This is a genomic window from Stenotrophomonas sp. YJH_SMC_110, from assembly GCF_059369255.1.
This window is the reverse complement of record NZ_JCAFSM010000010.1, coordinates 105,642-120,720: the sequence shown is the minus strand read 5'-3', so window position 1 is coordinate 120,720 and position 15,079 is coordinate 105,642. Positions and strand designations below refer to the sequence as shown.

Sequence of the window (15,079 nt, the reverse complement as noted above, 5' to 3'; positions counted from 1 at the left end):
TGGATCGGAAGCCTGAATTTAACGAAGTTTTAACTTCAATCTAACGACAGGCCTCCGGATGGCCGCTAGGATGCGACCCGGCCCCCGAAATGTTTCACGCCGTGGTGACACGCGCGACGGGGAGCGGAGCCGGATGCTCCGTTGCCATCAGGATCGCTTCTTCGGCTTCGAGGGAACGTCCTGCAGGCAAGCCAAGGCGTCGCGTAGCCCTTTGTGCGTGGCGGCTGAAACTGCGTGGGGGCCATTCCGGTTGTCGATCGCTGGGGAGCGTGAGGGAGTGGTGGACGCAGTCTTGATGGTCACCCTGGTGGCCTTCAGCCCGATGGAACGGGCCGCGTCGAGCAACTGGGCTTCGGCAAGCCGCAACTTGGCATGCCAGACCGGGGACTCGACGAGAAAAACGAGGTGTTCCCCGTCCACATTGGCCAGCCGGCAGCGGCTGCGCAGAGGTGGCGGCAACTGGGGGCGCAACTGCCGGTCCAGCGCGTCGAGCCACAAGGCCCGACGCAGCGGGTTCCCGCTTTTGTCCGCCATTACCGCATCCAGCGCCGGTTTCGGCACTGACGCGGGGCGAACGCTGGATTTCGGCTCAGACATGAAAACTCACTGATGGCATTCAAAAAGATCGTAATCAAAACGCGTGAAGGACAGGCCAAGGCGTCGCCGATCACGCGTTTGCGGTTCTATTTCGAGGACCGCCCCCGCGCCCTGCTGGGCAGCGTGCTCGGGGTAGGCTGCATTATCGGCCTTGCCGGCGGCATTGGCGCCAGTGCGCTGAATGATTCGCGCCTGCAGGCCAAGGTCGAGCGCCAGGATGCGGAGCTGGCCAAGGTCAAGCGCGATGCGCAGACCCAGGTCAACGCGCTGGCTGCCCGCCTCGGCGAGCTGCAGGCGCAGGCCACCCGCCTGAACGCGCTTGGCGAACGGCTGACCCAGATGGGCAAGCTGGAAGATGGCGAATTCGACTTCAACGAGACCCCCGGCCTCGGTGATGGCGACGCCGGCGGCCCGACCAGCGACATCCCGGTCAAGGACGTCAACGCCGACTTACAGGTGCTGGAGCAGCGCTTCGCTGCTTCAGGCCGCCAGTTGTCGGTGATGGAATCGCTGATGTTCGACCACCAGCTGCAGCAGAACGCCGTGCCGTCGCGCATGCCGATCCGCAACAGCTACGTGACCTCCGGCTTCGGCACCCGTGCCGACCCGTTCGGCCGCGGCGCCGCCACCCACAAGGGCATGGACTTCCACGCCAAGGTCGGTGACCCGGTGATGGCCGTGGCCGAAGGCGTGGTCAGCTTCGCTGGTGTGAAGGGCGGCTATGGCAACGTCGTCGATGTCGACCACGGTAACGGCTATGTCACCCGCTACGCGCACAATTCGCGCCTGGTGGTGAAGGCCGGTGACCTGGTCCGCGCCGGCCAGGAAGTGGCCAAGGCCGGTTCCACCGGCCGTTCGACCGGTGCCCACGTGCACTTCGAGGTGTGGGAGAACGGCAACGTGGTCAACCCGCGCAAGTTCCTCGGCGACGGCGGCAACACGCCGGTCGGCCGCGTCAGCCGCGGCTGATGCCCGGGTCGGATTCCTTCCGCGCCGCGGAAGGGCTCTGACCCGATTCGGTTGAGGGCTGGGGTCAGAGCCCTTTCGCCATGGCGAAAGGGGTCCGACCCCGCATCCGTGTTTCTTTGCCGAATCCGGGGCGATTGCGACCGGATTGGCGCTTGAAACCTCAGCCGCCCGTCCCAAGCTACAATGGGTGTTGCCATCGACAGGGCGCCAGGCGCCCTGTTTCGTTTGCGGCGGACGGATCCCAAGGGGGAGGCCGGGCGTCGTGTCCATCCAACCCGGTTCCTTCAATGATCAACAGCCTGCTTACCCGCGTATTTGGCAGTCGTAACGAACGACAGCTGCGCCAGCTCAACCGCATCGTCGCCAAGATCAATGCGCTGGAGCCGGAGATCGAGAAGCTTTCCGACGAGCAGCTTCAGGCCAAGACGCCGGAGTTCAAGCAGCGCATCGCCGGCGGTGAAGCCCTGGACAAGGTGCTGCCGGAAGCGTTCGCGGTCTGCCGCGAAGCCGGCCGCCGCGTGCTGGGCATGCGCCACTACGACGTGCAGCTGATCGGCGGCATGGTGCTTCACCTGGGCAAGATCGCAGAAATGCGCACCGGTGAAGGCAAGACCCTGGTGGCGACCCTGCCGGTGTACCTCAACGCGCTGGAAGGCAAGGGCGTGCACGTGGTCACCGTGAACGACTACCTGGCCCGCCGCGACGCCGCGCAGATGGGCAAGCTGTACAACTGGCTGGGCCTGAGCGTGGGCGTGGTGTACCCGGGCATGCCGCACAGCGAAAAGCGCGAAGCCTACGCGGCCGACATCACCTACGGCACCAACAACGAATTCGGCTTCGATTACCTGCGCGACAACATGGCGCTGTCCAAGGCCGACCGTTACCAGCGCGGCCTGCACTACGCCATCGTCGACGAAGTCGACTCCATCCTGATCGACGAAGCGCGTACCCCGCTGATCATCTCCGGTCCGGCCGATGATTCCCCGGAGCTGTACATCCGCGTCAACCGCGTCGTGCCGCACCTGGTCAAGCAGGAAGCGGAAGACGGCGAAGGCGATTTCTGGGTCGACGAGAAGGGCAAGCAGGTGCATCTGTCCGAAGCGGGCATGGAGCACGCCGAGCAGCTGCTGGTTGAAGCCGGCATCCTCGACGGCGAGACCGAAGGCCTGTACGCGGCGCAGAACCTGACCGTGGTCCACCACCTCAATGCCGCCCTGCGCGCGCACGCGATCTACCAGCGTGACGTGGACTACATCGTGCGCGACGGCGAAGTGGTCATCGTCGATGAGTTCACCGGCCGTACCCTGGCCGGCCGCCGCTGGTCCGACGGCCTGCACCAGGCGGTGGAAGCGAAGGAAGGCGTGCCGGTCCAGCGCGAGAACCAGACGCTGGCGAGCATCACCTTCCAGAACCTGTTCCGCATGTACAAGAAGCTGTCCGGCATGACCGGTACGGCCGACACTGAAGCATTCGAGTTCCAGAGCATCTACGGCCTGGAAGTGGTGGTGATCCCGACCAACCGCCCGACCATCCGCAAGGACAGTCCGGACCAGGTGTTCCTCAACCGCAAGGGCAAGTTCAATGCGGTGCTGGCCGACATCGAAGAGTGCGCCAAGCGCGGCCAGCCGGTGCTGGTGGGTACCACCTCGATCGAAACCTCGGAAATGCTGTCCGAGCACCTGAGCAAGGCCGGCGTGAAGCACGAAGTGCTCAACGCCAAGCAGCATGACCGCGAAGCGACCATCGTCGCCAACGCTGGCCGCCCGGGCGCAGTGACCATCGCCACCAACATGGCCGGCCGCGGTACCGACATCGTGCTGGGTGGTTCGCTGGAAGCCGAGATCCACGCCCTGGGCGAGGACGCGACCGACGAGCAGAAGGCAGCGGTCAAGGCCGAATGGCAGAAGCGCCACGAGGCAGTGAAGGCGGCGGGCGGCCTGCACATCGTCGGCACCGAGCGCCACGAATCGCGTCGTATCGACAACCAGCTGCGCGGCCGTTCGGGCCGCCAGGGTGACCCGGGTTCGTCCCGCTTCTACCTGTCGCTGGAAGACAACCTGATGCGCATCTTCGCCTCCGACTGGGTGCAGAAGGCCATGCGCATGATGGGCATGAAGGAAGACGACGTCATCGAGGACCGCCTGGTCAGCCGCCAGATCGAAAAGGCGCAGCGCAAGGTCGAGGCCCACAACTTCGACATCCGCAAGAACCTGCTGGACTTCGACGACGTCAACAACGACCAGCGCAAGGTGATCTACGCCCAGCGCGACGAGCTGCTGGATGCCGAGTCGGTGAAGGCGAATGTCGATGGCATCCGCGACGACGTGATCTTCGACATCGTGGCGCGCTTCGTGCCGCCGAACTCGATCGACGAGCAGTGGGACCTGCGCGGCCTGGAAGCGACCCTGGAGTCGGACTTCGGCCTGCAGATGTCGCTGACCGACCTGGTCAAGGAACACGAAGAGCTGGACGCCGAGGCCATCGCCACCAAGGTCCAGGAGCGCGTCAACCAGCACTTCGCCGAGAAGGAAGCCGGCCTGGGCGAAGAAACCATGCGCGCGCTGGAGAAGCACGTGATGCTGACCGTGCTGGACCAGAGCTGGAAGGAGCACCTGGCGCGCATGGATTACCTGCGCCAGGGCATCTACCTGCGTGGTTACGCGCAGAAGCAGCCGAAGCAGGAATACAAGAAGGAAGCCTTCGAGCTGTTCTCGGACATGCTGGAGAACGTCAAGCGCGAAGTGGTGACCCTGCTGGCCCGCGTGCGCATCCGCAGCGACGAGGAAGTGCAGGCGCTGGAAGCGGCCGAGCGCCAGCAGGCGCAGGCGCGCCTGAGCCAGTCGCAGTTCCAGCACCAGGATGCCGGCGGTTACAGCGCCGACGAGGAAGCCGCGCAGGTCGAAGCCGCCCAGCAGGGCGTGGCCACGCTGCAGCGCGACGAGCCGAAGATCGGCCGCAATGATCCGTGCCCGTGCGGCAGTGGCAAGAAGTACAAGCACTGCCACGGCCAGCTGAGCTGACCCCGGAAGGCCCCGCGCAAGCGGGGCCTTCTGCTTTGGCGCGGGCGATCCGGCGCGGATTCGTGATTGCGCTGGCCGCCCTGTTCTGGGCATGCTGGCCCCATGGTTTCTCCCACCCGATCGATCCATGTCGTGGCCGCCGTCATCACCGACGCCCGTGGCCGCGTGCTGCTCAACCGCCGTACCGAGAACCGCGACATGGCTGGCCTGTGGGAGTTCCCCGGCGGCAAGCGCGAATCCGGCGAGACCTCCGAACAGGCGCTGGTGCGTGAACTGCGCGAAGAGCTGGGCATCGAGGCCGATGTCGGGCCCTGGCTGATGGATGTGCCGCAGCGCTATCCGGACAAGCACCTGACCCTGGAAGTGCGCCACGTGCGCAGCTGGAAGGGCACACCGCGCGGGCGCGAGGGCCAGGCGATCACCTGGGTGGCGCAGGACAAGCTGGGCCGCTATTCCATGCCGCCGGCCGACCTGCCGGTGGTGGCCGCACTGCGCCAACCGGATCGCTACCTCATCACGCCGGCGCCGGCCGAAGATGCCGGCGGCGTGCAGCACTGGCATGAACGGCTGCAGCAGGCAGTGGCGGCGGGCCAGCAGCGCATCCAGCTGCGCCTGCCGCCGGAGCATCCGCAACGGCAGGCGATGATCGAACAGGCCGTGCGCGCGCATCGTCGCGGCGTGCAGTGGCTGCTCAACCGCGATGTCGCGTTGGCCCGCACACTGGGCGTGGGCGTGCACCTGGGCAGCGAGCAGTTGCTGGCCCTGCAGGAGCGGCCCTTGCCGGAAGGACAGCTGGTCGCCGCGTCCTGCCACGACCTGGAGCAGCTGCAGGCGGCGCAGCAGTTGGGCTGCGACTTCGCGGTGCTCGGCCCGGTGCAGGCCACGGCCAGCCATCCCGGGGCGGTGCCGCTGGGCTGGGAGGCCTTCGCTGCGCTGCGCGCGCAGGTATCGCTGCCGATCTACGCGTTGGGCGGCATGGCCGCCGGCCATATCGCCGAAGCGCGTCGGCATGGCGGGCAGGGCATCGCTGCGATTCGTGGGCTGTGGCCGGCGTGAGCCGGCATGCAGGGTCAGATCCCTGCGCAGCAGGGCTCTGACCCCATCGCGGCAATCCGGGGTCGGAGCCCTTTCCGCTGGGAAGGGATCCGACCCCTCCCGATCACAACGTGATCCAGAAGCATCCGTATTGCCGCCGCAATCCCAGCACCGTGGACGCTCGCGACGCGCTGCCGGGCAGCGTCTGCTCCAGGCGCAGGCCGACCGGATGCCGTGGCGCTGGCGGCTCAGGGTCGGATTCCTGCGCCGCAGGGCTCTGACCCTCTTCCTGCGAGGACGCCAGCCCCTGTGGCGGATACACCGGCACCACGTCCACCAGTGGCCGCCGTGCCAAGGATTCCAACTGGCCGAGGATGCGCTGCGCGCCGGCATCGGAGACCGCACCCCACAGGTACAGCGAGGACAGCCGGTTCACATCGTTGCTGACGATGCCGGTGCGCAGTGCCTCCACCAGCTCGCTCAGGCGTCGTGGGCAGCGCGCACCCAGGGTGTCGCGTGGCAGGGTGCTGCCGGTGGGCGCGGGCGGTGGCAATCGCGACCGGGCGCCAACGCTGTCGCAGGGGCGGTCGGTATACACGCTCTGCCCCTGCGCATCGGTGCAGCGGTTCAAGCGCGGGGACTGCGCATGGACAATGCTCGATACCGAACACAACGACAGCAGCAACAGCAGGAAGGAAAACCGGTTCATCGGCGCAGGGTAGCGCCGATCGCGGTGGCATGGCGTGCTTTCAGCCGTGCAGCAGCTTCAACACCGACGTGGTCGGCTTGGCCAGGTTCAAGGTGTAGAAGTGCAGGCCCGGCGCGCCGCCCTCGATCAGGCGCTGGCACAGTTTGGCCACCACTTCGGTACCGAACGCCCGCACCGATTCGGCGTCATCGCCATAGGCCTGCATCTTGCGGCTGATCCAGCGCGGGATCTCCGCACCGCATTGCTCGGAGAAGCGGCGCAGCTGGCTGAAGTTGGCGATCGGCATGATGCCGGGCGTGATCGGCACCTGCACGCCGAGCCGGCGCACGGCATCGACGAAGTGGAAGTACGCATCCGGGTTGTAGAAATACTGGGTGATCGCCGCGTCGGCGCCGGCATCGATCTTGGCCTTGAAGTGCTTCAGGTCGGCCAGTGCATCGGAGGCCTGTGGATGGGTCTCCGGATAGGCACCGACTTCGATGCGGAAGGCGGTGCCGTGTTCGGCGCGGATGAAGTCGATCAGCTCGGCGGCGTAGCGCATGTCACCGGGGAAGCCCATGCCGGAGGGCAGATCGCCACGCAGCGCGACCAGGCGATGGCAGCCGATGGCGCGGTACAGCTTGAGCAGTTCGCGGATTTCCTGGCGGGTGCCGCCGACACAGGACAGGTGCGGTGCAGCCTCGAAGCCGTGGTGCTGGTTGAGGTGGCGCACGGTCTCGGAGGTATAGCTCAGGGTCGAGCCACCGGCGCCGAAGGTACAGGACACGTACTCGGGGCCGTAGTCCTTCAGCTTGGCCGCGGCGCGGTCCAGCTGGCTGCGCTGTTCGTCGGTCTTGGGCGGATAGAACTCGAAGCTGATGGCGGTCATGGCACGGGCGGCAGCGGCGGGTGCGGGTCAGTATATCGCTTCATCAAGATGGATGTTAGTTTGCTGCATGGACTGGCACCGTCCGCCGCCGGCGACCGTTTGCCCGGGTCTGCGGCCGTTGCTCCGGAATCGCAACCTGGCTGCCGTAGCCGGGCACACGCTGCTCCCATCCCGGCACCCCCCACCTGATGAAGGAGCACACGATGAAGATCTTCCTGGCACTCTGGTACGCGATGAAGGCCCTGGCCCGGCTGGCGATGATCGGCATGGCGATGGCCGTGCTCGGCTCCGGTTCCGCGCATGCCGCCACCGGCTCGACCGCTGGCAAGGTACAGGTCGAGGTGGTCGGCATGGGGCGACCGCTGCTGATGATCCCCGGCCTCAACAGCAGCGCCGAGGCCTGGCGCGAGACCTGCCTGGCCCTGAAGGACGTGCAGTGCCACCTGGTGCAGTTGCCGGGCTTTGCTGGCGCGGCAGCGGCCGACCCGCGCCCGGCCGGCTTCCTGCCGGCGATGCGCAGGCAGCTGCTGGCCTACCTGCATGACCAGCACCTGGGGCCGGTGGTGGTGGTCGGCCACAGCCTCGGTGGCGTGCTGGGCCTGCAGATGGCGCAGGCCGAGCCGAAGGCGATCAGCGCACTGGTGGTGGTCGATGCCCTGCCGTTCCTGCCGGCGGCGCGCGACCCGAGTGCCACCGCTGACAGCGTGCGGCCGATGGCCGACCAGCTGCGCAAGGGCATGCTGGCCGCCGATGCCGCGCAATGGCAGGCGCAGTTGAAGGCGGGCCTGCCGGGCATGACCCGCGATCCGCGGCGCCAGGCCGAACTGGGCCGCTGGGGCGAAGCCAGCGACCGCCAGACCACGGCCGATGCGATGCATGCGTTGATGACCACCGACCTGCGCGACAGCATCGCTTCGATCACCGCGCCGACGCTGGTGCTCGGCAGCTGGGCCGGCTACCAGCCGATGGGCGGCACCGAGGACGGCACGCGTGCGGTGTTCCAGGCCCAGTACGCGAACCTGCAGGGCGTGCAGATCGCGATGAGCGCGCAGGGTTTCCACTTCCTGATGTGGGATGATCCGCGCTGGTTGCAGGAACAGGTGCAGCGTTTCCTCGCCGCGCATCCCTGACCCTTGTCCGCCCTCCTGCCACCGCCGAGAGCCCGCATGGACGCCACCACGCCTTCCCGCCGTTTCTGGACGCTCAATGCACTGGCATGGGCCGGCTATGCGCTGTACGGGCTGTGGGTCGGCATGCGGATCGGTGGCGGCATCGTGTTCAGTGGCATCGTGCTGATCACCGTCAGCGTCGCGGTCTCACTCTGGCTGTGCAGCGGCGCATTGCGTTCGGTTGCACTGCGCCAGCGCTGGTGGGAGGGCAGCCTGGGCAGCCTGGTGCTGAAACTGGCTGCCGGCGTGGTGCTCGGGGCCAGCGTCGCACAGGCGGTAACGGCGGCGCTGCTGCTGCCGGCGCTGGCGCTGGGTTGGGTGCAGCTGCCTGGCGGCCATGCGGATTACCAGTGGTCTTCGGTGCTGCTGTACTGGATGAACACCGCGTTGTTCCTGCTGGTGTGGACCGGTTTGTGGGCGGGCCTGCACGGCCTGCGGCGGGCACGCTACAGCGAGCTGGCACGCCTGCGCGCCGAAGCCGAACGCAGTGCGCTGGAACGTGACGCACTGCGTGCGCGGCTCAATCCGCACTTCATGTTCAATGCGCTGAACAACCTGCGTGCGCTGATCCTGGAAGACCCGGAACGGGCCCGTGACATGGTCACCCGCCTGTCGCGCACGCTGCGCCAGGCGCTCGCCCACAACCGCAGCGAGCAGGTCACGTTGGCCGAGGAACTGGCGGTGGTCGATGATTACCTGGCCATCGAGGCGGTCCATTTCGAACAGCGCCTGCAGGTGCGGCAGCAGATCGATGCCGATGCCACGCAGGCGCAGCTGCCGGCGATGGCGTTGCAGTTGCTGGTGGAGAACGCGATCAAGCACGGTATCGCCAGCCGTCCCGGCGGCGGCGAGGTGCAGATCCGCGCCACGCTGGACAATGACGTGCTGCGGTTGCAGGTGGACAATCCACTTCCAACCGGCAGCGAACCCACCCATGGCCATGGCGTCGGCCTGGCCTACCTGCGTGCGCAGCTGGGCATGCGTGGCCGATTCGTGCTGCAACCGGCCGGTGACCGCATGCAGGCCCTGCTGGAGATTCCGCAATGACTGGCATGCTGCGCGTGTTGATCGTCGATGACGCACGGCTGGCCCGGCAGGAGCTGCGCACGCTGCTGTCGGCGCTGCCGTGGGTGCAGTGCGTGGGCGAGGCCGACGACGTGCCCGCCGCACGCGAGGCGATCACCACGCTGGCACCGGACCTGGTGCTGCTGGATGTGCAGATGCCCTCCGGCAGTGGTTTCGACGTGCTGGACGGCCTGGACACGGTGCCGGCCGTGGTCTTCGTCACCGCCTACGACACCTATGCGGTGCGTGCGTTCCAGGCCAACGCGCTGGACTACCTGGTGAAGCCGGTGGAGGCGCCGCGGCTGCTGGAAGCGCTCGAGCGGGCGCGGCAGTGCGAGGCGGTTGCGGCCGACGTGCCGGAATCGCGCGGCACGCTGGGCGCGCACGACCAGGTGTTCGTGCGCGAGGGTGAACGCTGCTGGTTCGTGGCAGTCTCCGAGATCCGTCGGCTGGTGGTGGATGGCAACTACACGCGGCTGTGGTTCCGCGACCAGAACGCACTGCTGACCCGCAGCCTGAGCGCGCTGGAAGCACGTCTGCCGCCGGATCTTTTCTTCCGCGCCAACCGCAACACACTGGTCAACCTGCGCCGTATCCGTGGGGTGTCGCCCAGCATCGGCGACGGCTATGACCTGACGCTGGATGATGGCAGCGAGGTGGAGGTATCGCGGCGGCAGGCACGCGAGCTGCGCGAGCGGATGGCGTTGTAGGTGCTGCCAGCGGTTACCCTGTGCAGCGGATTCCCAGATCACGCCGCGCCATGTCCATCGTCCTCACCGATTTCGCCCGTCCCCGCCTGTTCCCGCGCGTGCCACGCGGCAATACCATCCAGGACTGCACTGCCGAGCAGTTCGAGGCACACCTCAATGCGCACGCGCCGCTGAAGGTGCTCGACGGCTACGCCCCGTTCTGCAAGTTGTTCGTCTACGAGAACTGGACCAGCACGCGCTGCCTGACGGTGCCGGTCACCGAGGCCAACCGCCACCAGCTGCGCAGCGGCTACGAAGCGCGCAACCGCGAGGAACTGCCGGTACTGGTGCGCTGGTTCGAGGGCGTGGAGTCGCCGCGCGCGAACTACCTGGTGGTGATCCTGTACAACGCCGAGCAGCTGGCCAGGGAAGGCTCACCGATCGAAGCCGACTGGGGCATCGTCGGCTGCATCTACACCGCCGAACCGGAAGAAGTGCCGATGGCGCCGATCACCATGATGCGCAATGCGCTGGGCGTGGAGGAGGGCGGTTCCGGCGTGCCATTGGACAAGGAGGCCTACCGGCGCTCGGTGGAGTTCTGGGAGAACAACGCCAACTGGCGGCCGGGGTCGGATCCCCGCATCGCAGGGCTCTGACCCGATCATTCGAGCCCCCGGTCGAAGCCTTTCCCTGAGGAGGGGATCCGATCCCAGGCGCGCGCTATGATCGGGCCAGGCAAACCCAAGGAGGGCGGGGCATGGCGGTCTGGGCAAGGATGATCCTGATGTTGCTGGCGGGCACGCTGCCCGCCACCCCGGTACTGGCCGCGAAGCCCTCTGCCGGGATGGCCTGCGAACCCATGGCACGCCTTCCCGGGCTGCGCGATGCGGGCGTGACCGCGCTGTCGATGCAGCCGCAGGACGGCCGCTGCGTGATTGAAGTGGCGGCGGCCAATGGCAACGCGCTGCGTCGGCAGCAACGAATGCTGGAGGCGCTGGTGCAGCATGCCTGCGCCGCGCCGGCGCACGTGACCGTGAATGAGGTGCAGGTATCCCTGCAGCTGCGCCTGCCGACGTCCTGCGCGGCACGCAGCAACCGGGATCTGTTCGCGGGTGAAGGTATTCCCTGGCTGCCTCCACGCGGCGTGTCGCCGCGCTATCCGGTGGAGGCCATGCGGCAGGGGCTGTCCGGCCGCAGCATGCTGAAGGCGTTGGTCGATGCGCGGGGGCGCGTTGCGGCCGTGATCGTGGAGACCTCCAGCGGTCATGCGTTGCTGGATGACGCTGCAGCGGAGGAGCTGCAGGGCTGGCGTTTCAGCCTTGCCGATGCGAAGGGTACGGTGCCGGCGTTGACCCTCGTGCGCATGCCGATGCGGTATGAATTCGTGGAGTGAGCGTCATCCACGCATGGCATGGATCTGGACGTACCGCAGCGGAGCCACGCCGTGCGTGGCTGCATCACTGTCAGAGGCGCTTCCACTCCCACCACGGGTAGTGGTATTCACGCTCGGTGGCGCTCCACGGCTGCGTGCAGGACGTGCACGTCACCCGGTAGCACTCACCCCAGCCATCCTCGGCCTCGCCTCGTCCGAGCAGCAGCACGTGGCCCTGTTCCAGCAGCGGTGCAGGGTTGAAGAACACATAGGAAGGGTAGAGTGCGCACAGGCACCCCTCACGCGCCCGCCAGTAGCGCAGCCGTTCCAGGGCCGCCTTCAGGTGCGCCTGGTTGCTGATCAGCATGCCGCCAAGGGCGATGCCCTCGCAGCTGCGTTCGATCGTATCCACATGTGCGACCAACGCGTCCAACGACGCGGTGCTGAACAGCCGTGCCACCGTGCGTGCGGCATCGGTGATGCGCGTGGCATCGCGCGACAGCAGGTCCTGCAGCAGCACGTCGGCCTGTGCATCGTCGAGCCGGGGTACCGGCGCTGCAGACCACGGCCAGCGCATCAGCGTGACTTGCCGATGGCAGCGTAGTGGCCGGCGGTGAGGCGCAGAAGATCGGCCGGTGCCAGTTCTACCTCGAGGCCACGGCGCCCGGCGCTGACATGCAGCGCGGGCAGCGCTTCGGCACTGGTGTCCAGGAACGTGCGCAGGCGCTTCTTCTGCCCCAGCGGGCTGATGCCACCGACCAGGTAGCCGGTGGCGCGCTGTGCGGCATCGGCGGCGGCCATCTCGCACTTCTTGCAGCCGGCGGCTTCGGCCAGCGCCTTCAGGTCGAGCTGGCCGGCGACCGGCACGATCGCCACCAGCAGTTCGTGTGCTTCCGTGCTGGCCAGCAGGGTCTTGAACACCTGGGCCGGGTCGAGGCCGAGCTTGTCGACGGCTTCGCCGCCATACGATTCGGCGTGGGCGTCGTGCACGTAGCTGCGCACGGTGTGGGCGATCTTCTCGCGCTTGAGCAGGTTGATGGCCGGGGTCATGGGCGCATCCTAGCGCGAGGTAGGGATATTGCCTTGACCGAAACTCGCGCATCAACGCAGGACGGGCCCCCGAAGGCGCCCGTCCCGGCTGTGATCGTCGGCATCCCGCGTCAGCGCGACATCGACTGCTGCGTCTGAATCTGTTCCTGGGTCTGTCGCTGCGACAGTTCGTTGTCCAGCGCCTGGCTATGCCGCGTGCTGTCCTGCAGCGTGTGGTTCGCCGCCTGCGACAGATCGACGTAAGTGCGGTGCATGGCGGGATCGCCAAGCTGGCCCTGCACGGCGAACACGCCCTGGTTGTCCGGCCGCGCCAGCACGGTATCGACCTGGCTCATGCCGGCCAGCTTGGACTCGTAAGCCACCAGGCCTGCGGCGTTCTCGAGCTGGCTGCGGTCATTGAACAGTGGCGCCAGGCCACCCTGGCGGCGTTGTTCTTCCAGCGTTTCCAGCTTTTCCACGACCTGCTGGTAACGCGGGTTGTCGGCGTGGCCGGGGGTGGCCATGGTCGGTTCGGCGGCCTGCTGTTGCTGTTGCGCGATGGCCTTGTCGAGCGCACCCAGGGTGGTGGCACCGACCTTGCCATCGACGGTGAGCTGGTGCTCACGCTGGAACTGCTTGACCGCTTCCAGGGTGCCGGGCCCGAAATCGCCATCGGCTACCAGTGGCTTGCCGTCCTTGCCCAGATAGCCCAGGTCGGCCAGCTTCTGCTGCATCGCCTTTACCTCATCGCCCCTGGCGCCGCTGACCAGTACGCCGTTGCCGCCGGGCGCGCCGGGCGACCCGTGCGAGGGGGCATGGGTGGGGGTGATGCCCAGCTGGGTCATGGCCCGGTCGAAGCGCTCATCGCGGCTGGTCACCGCGGCCGGCGACTGGATGCCGTACTTGGTGGCATCGACGAAGTTCTGCACGTCGCCGCGGGTCGGCGGATTGCCGGCCTGGACCGTACCGCCCTGCAGCTTTTCCGCGTTGCCGGCCAGATAGCTGATGAACTGCGGGCCCATGCCGCCGAACTGGTTGTCATAGTCGGCCATGGCCAGCTGCAGTTCGGGGTTCGCCGCGATGGCATCGGCGGCGGCCGGGTTGGTGGCACGCACCTTGGCGATGGCTTCATCGACGCGCTCGATGGCGCTGTCCAGCTTGTCGTTGGTGAGCTGGTCCATCTTCGCCTGCGGAATGGCCTGCAACTTGGCGTCAAGCGCCGCCAGCTGCCGGGTGCTCAACCCGCCCTGCTGGGACAGCAGTTCGATGTCAGCGGCGGTGAAGCCGTTGTCGCGCAGGAAACGCCTGGCCTGTGGATTGCCGCCGACATCGAACTGCACCAGTCCGAACGAGTAGGTGCTTGCGCCTTTCTGCGCGTATGAGAAGTGGTCCAGGTGGCGGGTGTTGCCGCCCAGCTCCGTGTTGAGGAACAGCGTGGACAGCTGTTCGCGGGTAAGGGTGGAATCCTTTGCCATGGTCATCGTCCTTCAATGTGGGAAAAAGCGCCGGGCGCACCCAGCGGATGTCAGCCGGCGCAGTGCTGCTGCGTGAAGCCGAGCAGCTGGCGGACGGCCTGGGTGCCGTAGGCGGCCGATGCCGGTACGAGGGCGAACTGGCCGACCATCTGGTTGCTGCACAACTGCACGTTGCGCTTGCCGGCGGTGGTTTCCTGGATGCAGTTGGCCGCCAGCACGGCGTTGGGGCCACCGCCCACGTTGGTGGCGGCCGTACAGCCCAGCAGGCGGCCTTCCTGGCCGTTTTCTCCCAGCAGCGTGTTGAAGTTCGCCAACTGGCTGTTGGGGTCGCGCAGCACCAGCAGGTCCACGCACTGCTGCTGGCCGTCGGGCACTTCGCAGGCGTCCTGGTCGACCAGGCCGTCGCGCGTGGCCGAGAGCACCTTGAGGCGATCGGCAAATACCTGTTGCAGGCAGTGCGCGTCACCGCACAGGTCGCGCGTATGCTGGATCCAGCGCTGCTGCTCGGCCTGCAGCTTGTCCTTGCCGGCGGCATCGAGGCTGTCGCGTGCGGAGGCTTCAGCCTTGGCCAGCTCGGCTTCCTGCTGCAACAGGGCGGGGTCGTTGCAGATCAGGGTCTGTACCTGTGATGCCCCCTCGGCGCAGGCAGCGCTGCTGCCCGTGGCCGCTGCCGGGGGGCTGGTTGCCTTGCCGTCGGTGCTTGCCTGGCCGGTGTTCGCCGCCGGCGCGCTGGCACCGGCATCGCTGCCAGACGGGCTGCAGGCGGCCAGCAGGGCCACCCAGCACAGGATCATCAGGGGCTTCATCGCCCGGGTCACTCGGTCATTGTTGCGCGGCATGTCCTGTCCTTTGCTGTCAGCGTCCCGGCGCATGGACTGCAGTTGGCAGTCCATGGGGGCATAGAGACTAGCAAGCGGCTTCTTAGGGCACTGTGACAGGGCGCGCGGATCTGCTGCGGGGCGACGCAACGCAGAACGGGCGCCCGAAGGCGCCCGTTCTGTCTGCATCTGTTGCCGGGGTCAGAGCGCTTTCCTGCGGAAAGGGATCCGACCCCGCCTGCGCCGGTAGTGCCGGCCGCTGGC

Annotated in this window: 15 protein-coding genes; 8 read left to right on the top strand and 7 right to left on the bottom strand. The window is 67.2% G+C overall.

The features are described 5' to 3' along the window. Window positions 1–147 precede the first annotated feature (147 nt). A complete protein-coding gene (locus AC5P6H_RS17315; RefSeq protein WP_032956682.1) occupies window positions 148–597 on the bottom strand; it encodes a DciA family protein in 450 nt (149 codons plus the stop codon). Between the two features lie 12 nt (window positions 598–609). On the opposite strand from AC5P6H_RS17315, the gene AC5P6H_RS17310 reads away from it, so the two are divergent. The 3 genes from AC5P6H_RS17310 (at window position 610) to AC5P6H_RS17300 (ending at window position 5,642) form a co-directional block, all read left to right on the top strand. After that, window positions 610–1,566, top strand: coding sequence for a M23 family metallopeptidase (locus AC5P6H_RS17310; protein ID WP_014645946.1), 957 nt, complete (start codon window positions 610–612; stop codon window positions 1,564–1,566). A 287-nt stretch (window positions 1,567–1,853) separates the two neighbouring features. After that, entirely contained in the window at window positions 1,854–4,586 is a 2,733-nt protein-coding gene (secA, locus tag AC5P6H_RS17305) for a preprotein translocase subunit SecA (RefSeq protein ID WP_111205765.1), read from the top strand. A gap of 102 nt (window positions 4,587–4,688) precedes the next feature. Beyond that, window positions 4,689–5,642 carry a Nudix family hydrolase gene (locus AC5P6H_RS17300; protein ID WP_049406070.1) on the top strand — a complete coding sequence of 318 codons (954 nt, stop codon included), beginning with the start codon at window positions 4,689–4,691 and terminating at the stop codon, window positions 5,640–5,642. A 103-nt stretch (window positions 5,643–5,745) separates the two neighbouring features. Here AC5P6H_RS17300 and AC5P6H_RS17295 read toward each other — a convergent pair whose 3' ends face one another. Together AC5P6H_RS17295 and metF are read right to left on the bottom strand one after the other, a co-directional pair. Continuing rightward, the gene (locus AC5P6H_RS17295; protein WP_046428829.1) at window positions 5,746–6,330 is read right to left on the bottom strand and encodes a DUF4124 domain-containing protein; all 585 of its coding nucleotides are present in this window, start codon (window positions 6,328–6,330) and stop codon (window positions 5,746–5,748) included. Window positions 6,331–6,370: 40 nt separating this feature from the next. Next, window positions 6,371–7,198 (bottom strand): methylenetetrahydrofolate reductase [NAD(P)H], encoded by an 828-nt coding sequence (metF, locus tag AC5P6H_RS17290; protein WP_126411735.1) that lies wholly within the window; start codon window positions 7,196–7,198, stop codon window positions 6,371–6,373. A gap of 203 nt (window positions 7,199–7,401) precedes the next feature. Between metF and AC5P6H_RS17285 the strand changes: the two genes are divergently transcribed. From AC5P6H_RS17285 to AC5P6H_RS17265, 5 genes are all read left to right on the top strand, one after another. Continuing rightward, a complete protein-coding gene (locus tag AC5P6H_RS17285) occupies window positions 7,402–8,328 on the top strand; it encodes an alpha/beta fold hydrolase (RefSeq protein ID WP_227864285.1) in 927 nt (308 codons plus the stop codon). Window positions 8,329–8,364: 36 nt separating this feature from the next. Next, on the top strand, window positions 8,365–9,414 hold the full coding sequence (locus tag AC5P6H_RS17280) for a sensor histidine kinase (RefSeq protein ID WP_014645952.1): 1,050 nt from the start codon (window positions 8,365–8,367) through the stop codon (window positions 9,412–9,414). Then, complete coding sequence (locus tag AC5P6H_RS17275; protein WP_014645953.1) at window positions 9,411–10,142, top strand: LytR/AlgR family response regulator transcription factor; 732 nt, start codon at window positions 9,411–9,413, stop codon at window positions 10,140–10,142. Before AC5P6H_RS17280 ends, AC5P6H_RS17275 begins: the two co-directional genes overlap by 4 nt. Window positions 10,143–10,192: 50 nt before the next feature. Next, the gene (locus tag AC5P6H_RS17270) at window positions 10,193–10,777 is read left to right on the top strand and encodes a DUF3228 family protein (RefSeq protein WP_014645954.1); all 585 of its coding nucleotides are present in this window, start codon (window positions 10,193–10,195) and stop codon (window positions 10,775–10,777) included. Window positions 10,778–10,878: 101 nt separating this feature from the next. Beyond that, window positions 10,879–11,514: an energy transducer TonB gene (locus AC5P6H_RS17265; RefSeq protein ID WP_111205767.1), complete on the top strand. Its 636-nt coding sequence runs from the start codon at window positions 10,879–10,881 to the stop codon at window positions 11,512–11,514. 70 nt (window positions 11,515–11,584) lie between these two features. Here the strand turns inward: AC5P6H_RS17265 and AC5P6H_RS17260 are convergent, their stop codons facing one another. The 4 genes from AC5P6H_RS17260 to AC5P6H_RS17245 all read right to left on the bottom strand — a co-directional run bounded on the left by AC5P6H_RS17260 (window position 11,585) and on the right by AC5P6H_RS17245 (window position 14,836). Continuing rightward, on the bottom strand, window positions 11,585–12,070 hold the full coding sequence (locus AC5P6H_RS17260; protein WP_032956702.1) for a hypothetical protein: 486 nt from the start codon (window positions 12,068–12,070) through the stop codon (window positions 11,585–11,587). Next, window positions 12,070–12,543 (bottom strand): Cys-tRNA(Pro) deacylase, encoded by a 474-nt coding sequence (gene ybaK / locus AC5P6H_RS17255; RefSeq protein WP_053494932.1) that lies wholly within the window; start codon window positions 12,541–12,543, stop codon window positions 12,070–12,072. The genes AC5P6H_RS17260 and ybaK overlap by 1 nt, the downstream gene beginning before the upstream one ends. A gap of 110 nt (window positions 12,544–12,653) precedes the next feature. Continuing rightward, entirely contained in the window at window positions 12,654–13,997 is a 1,344-nt protein-coding gene (locus AC5P6H_RS17250; RefSeq protein WP_014645958.1) for a peptidoglycan-binding domain-containing protein, read from the bottom strand. Window positions 13,998–14,047: 50 nt separating this feature from the next. Next, window positions 14,048–14,836 carry a lysozyme inhibitor LprI family protein gene (locus AC5P6H_RS17245; RefSeq protein WP_136191711.1) on the bottom strand — a complete coding sequence of 263 codons (789 nt, stop codon included), beginning with the start codon at window positions 14,834–14,836 and terminating at the stop codon, window positions 14,048–14,050. Window positions 14,837–15,079: the final 243 nt, after the last annotated feature.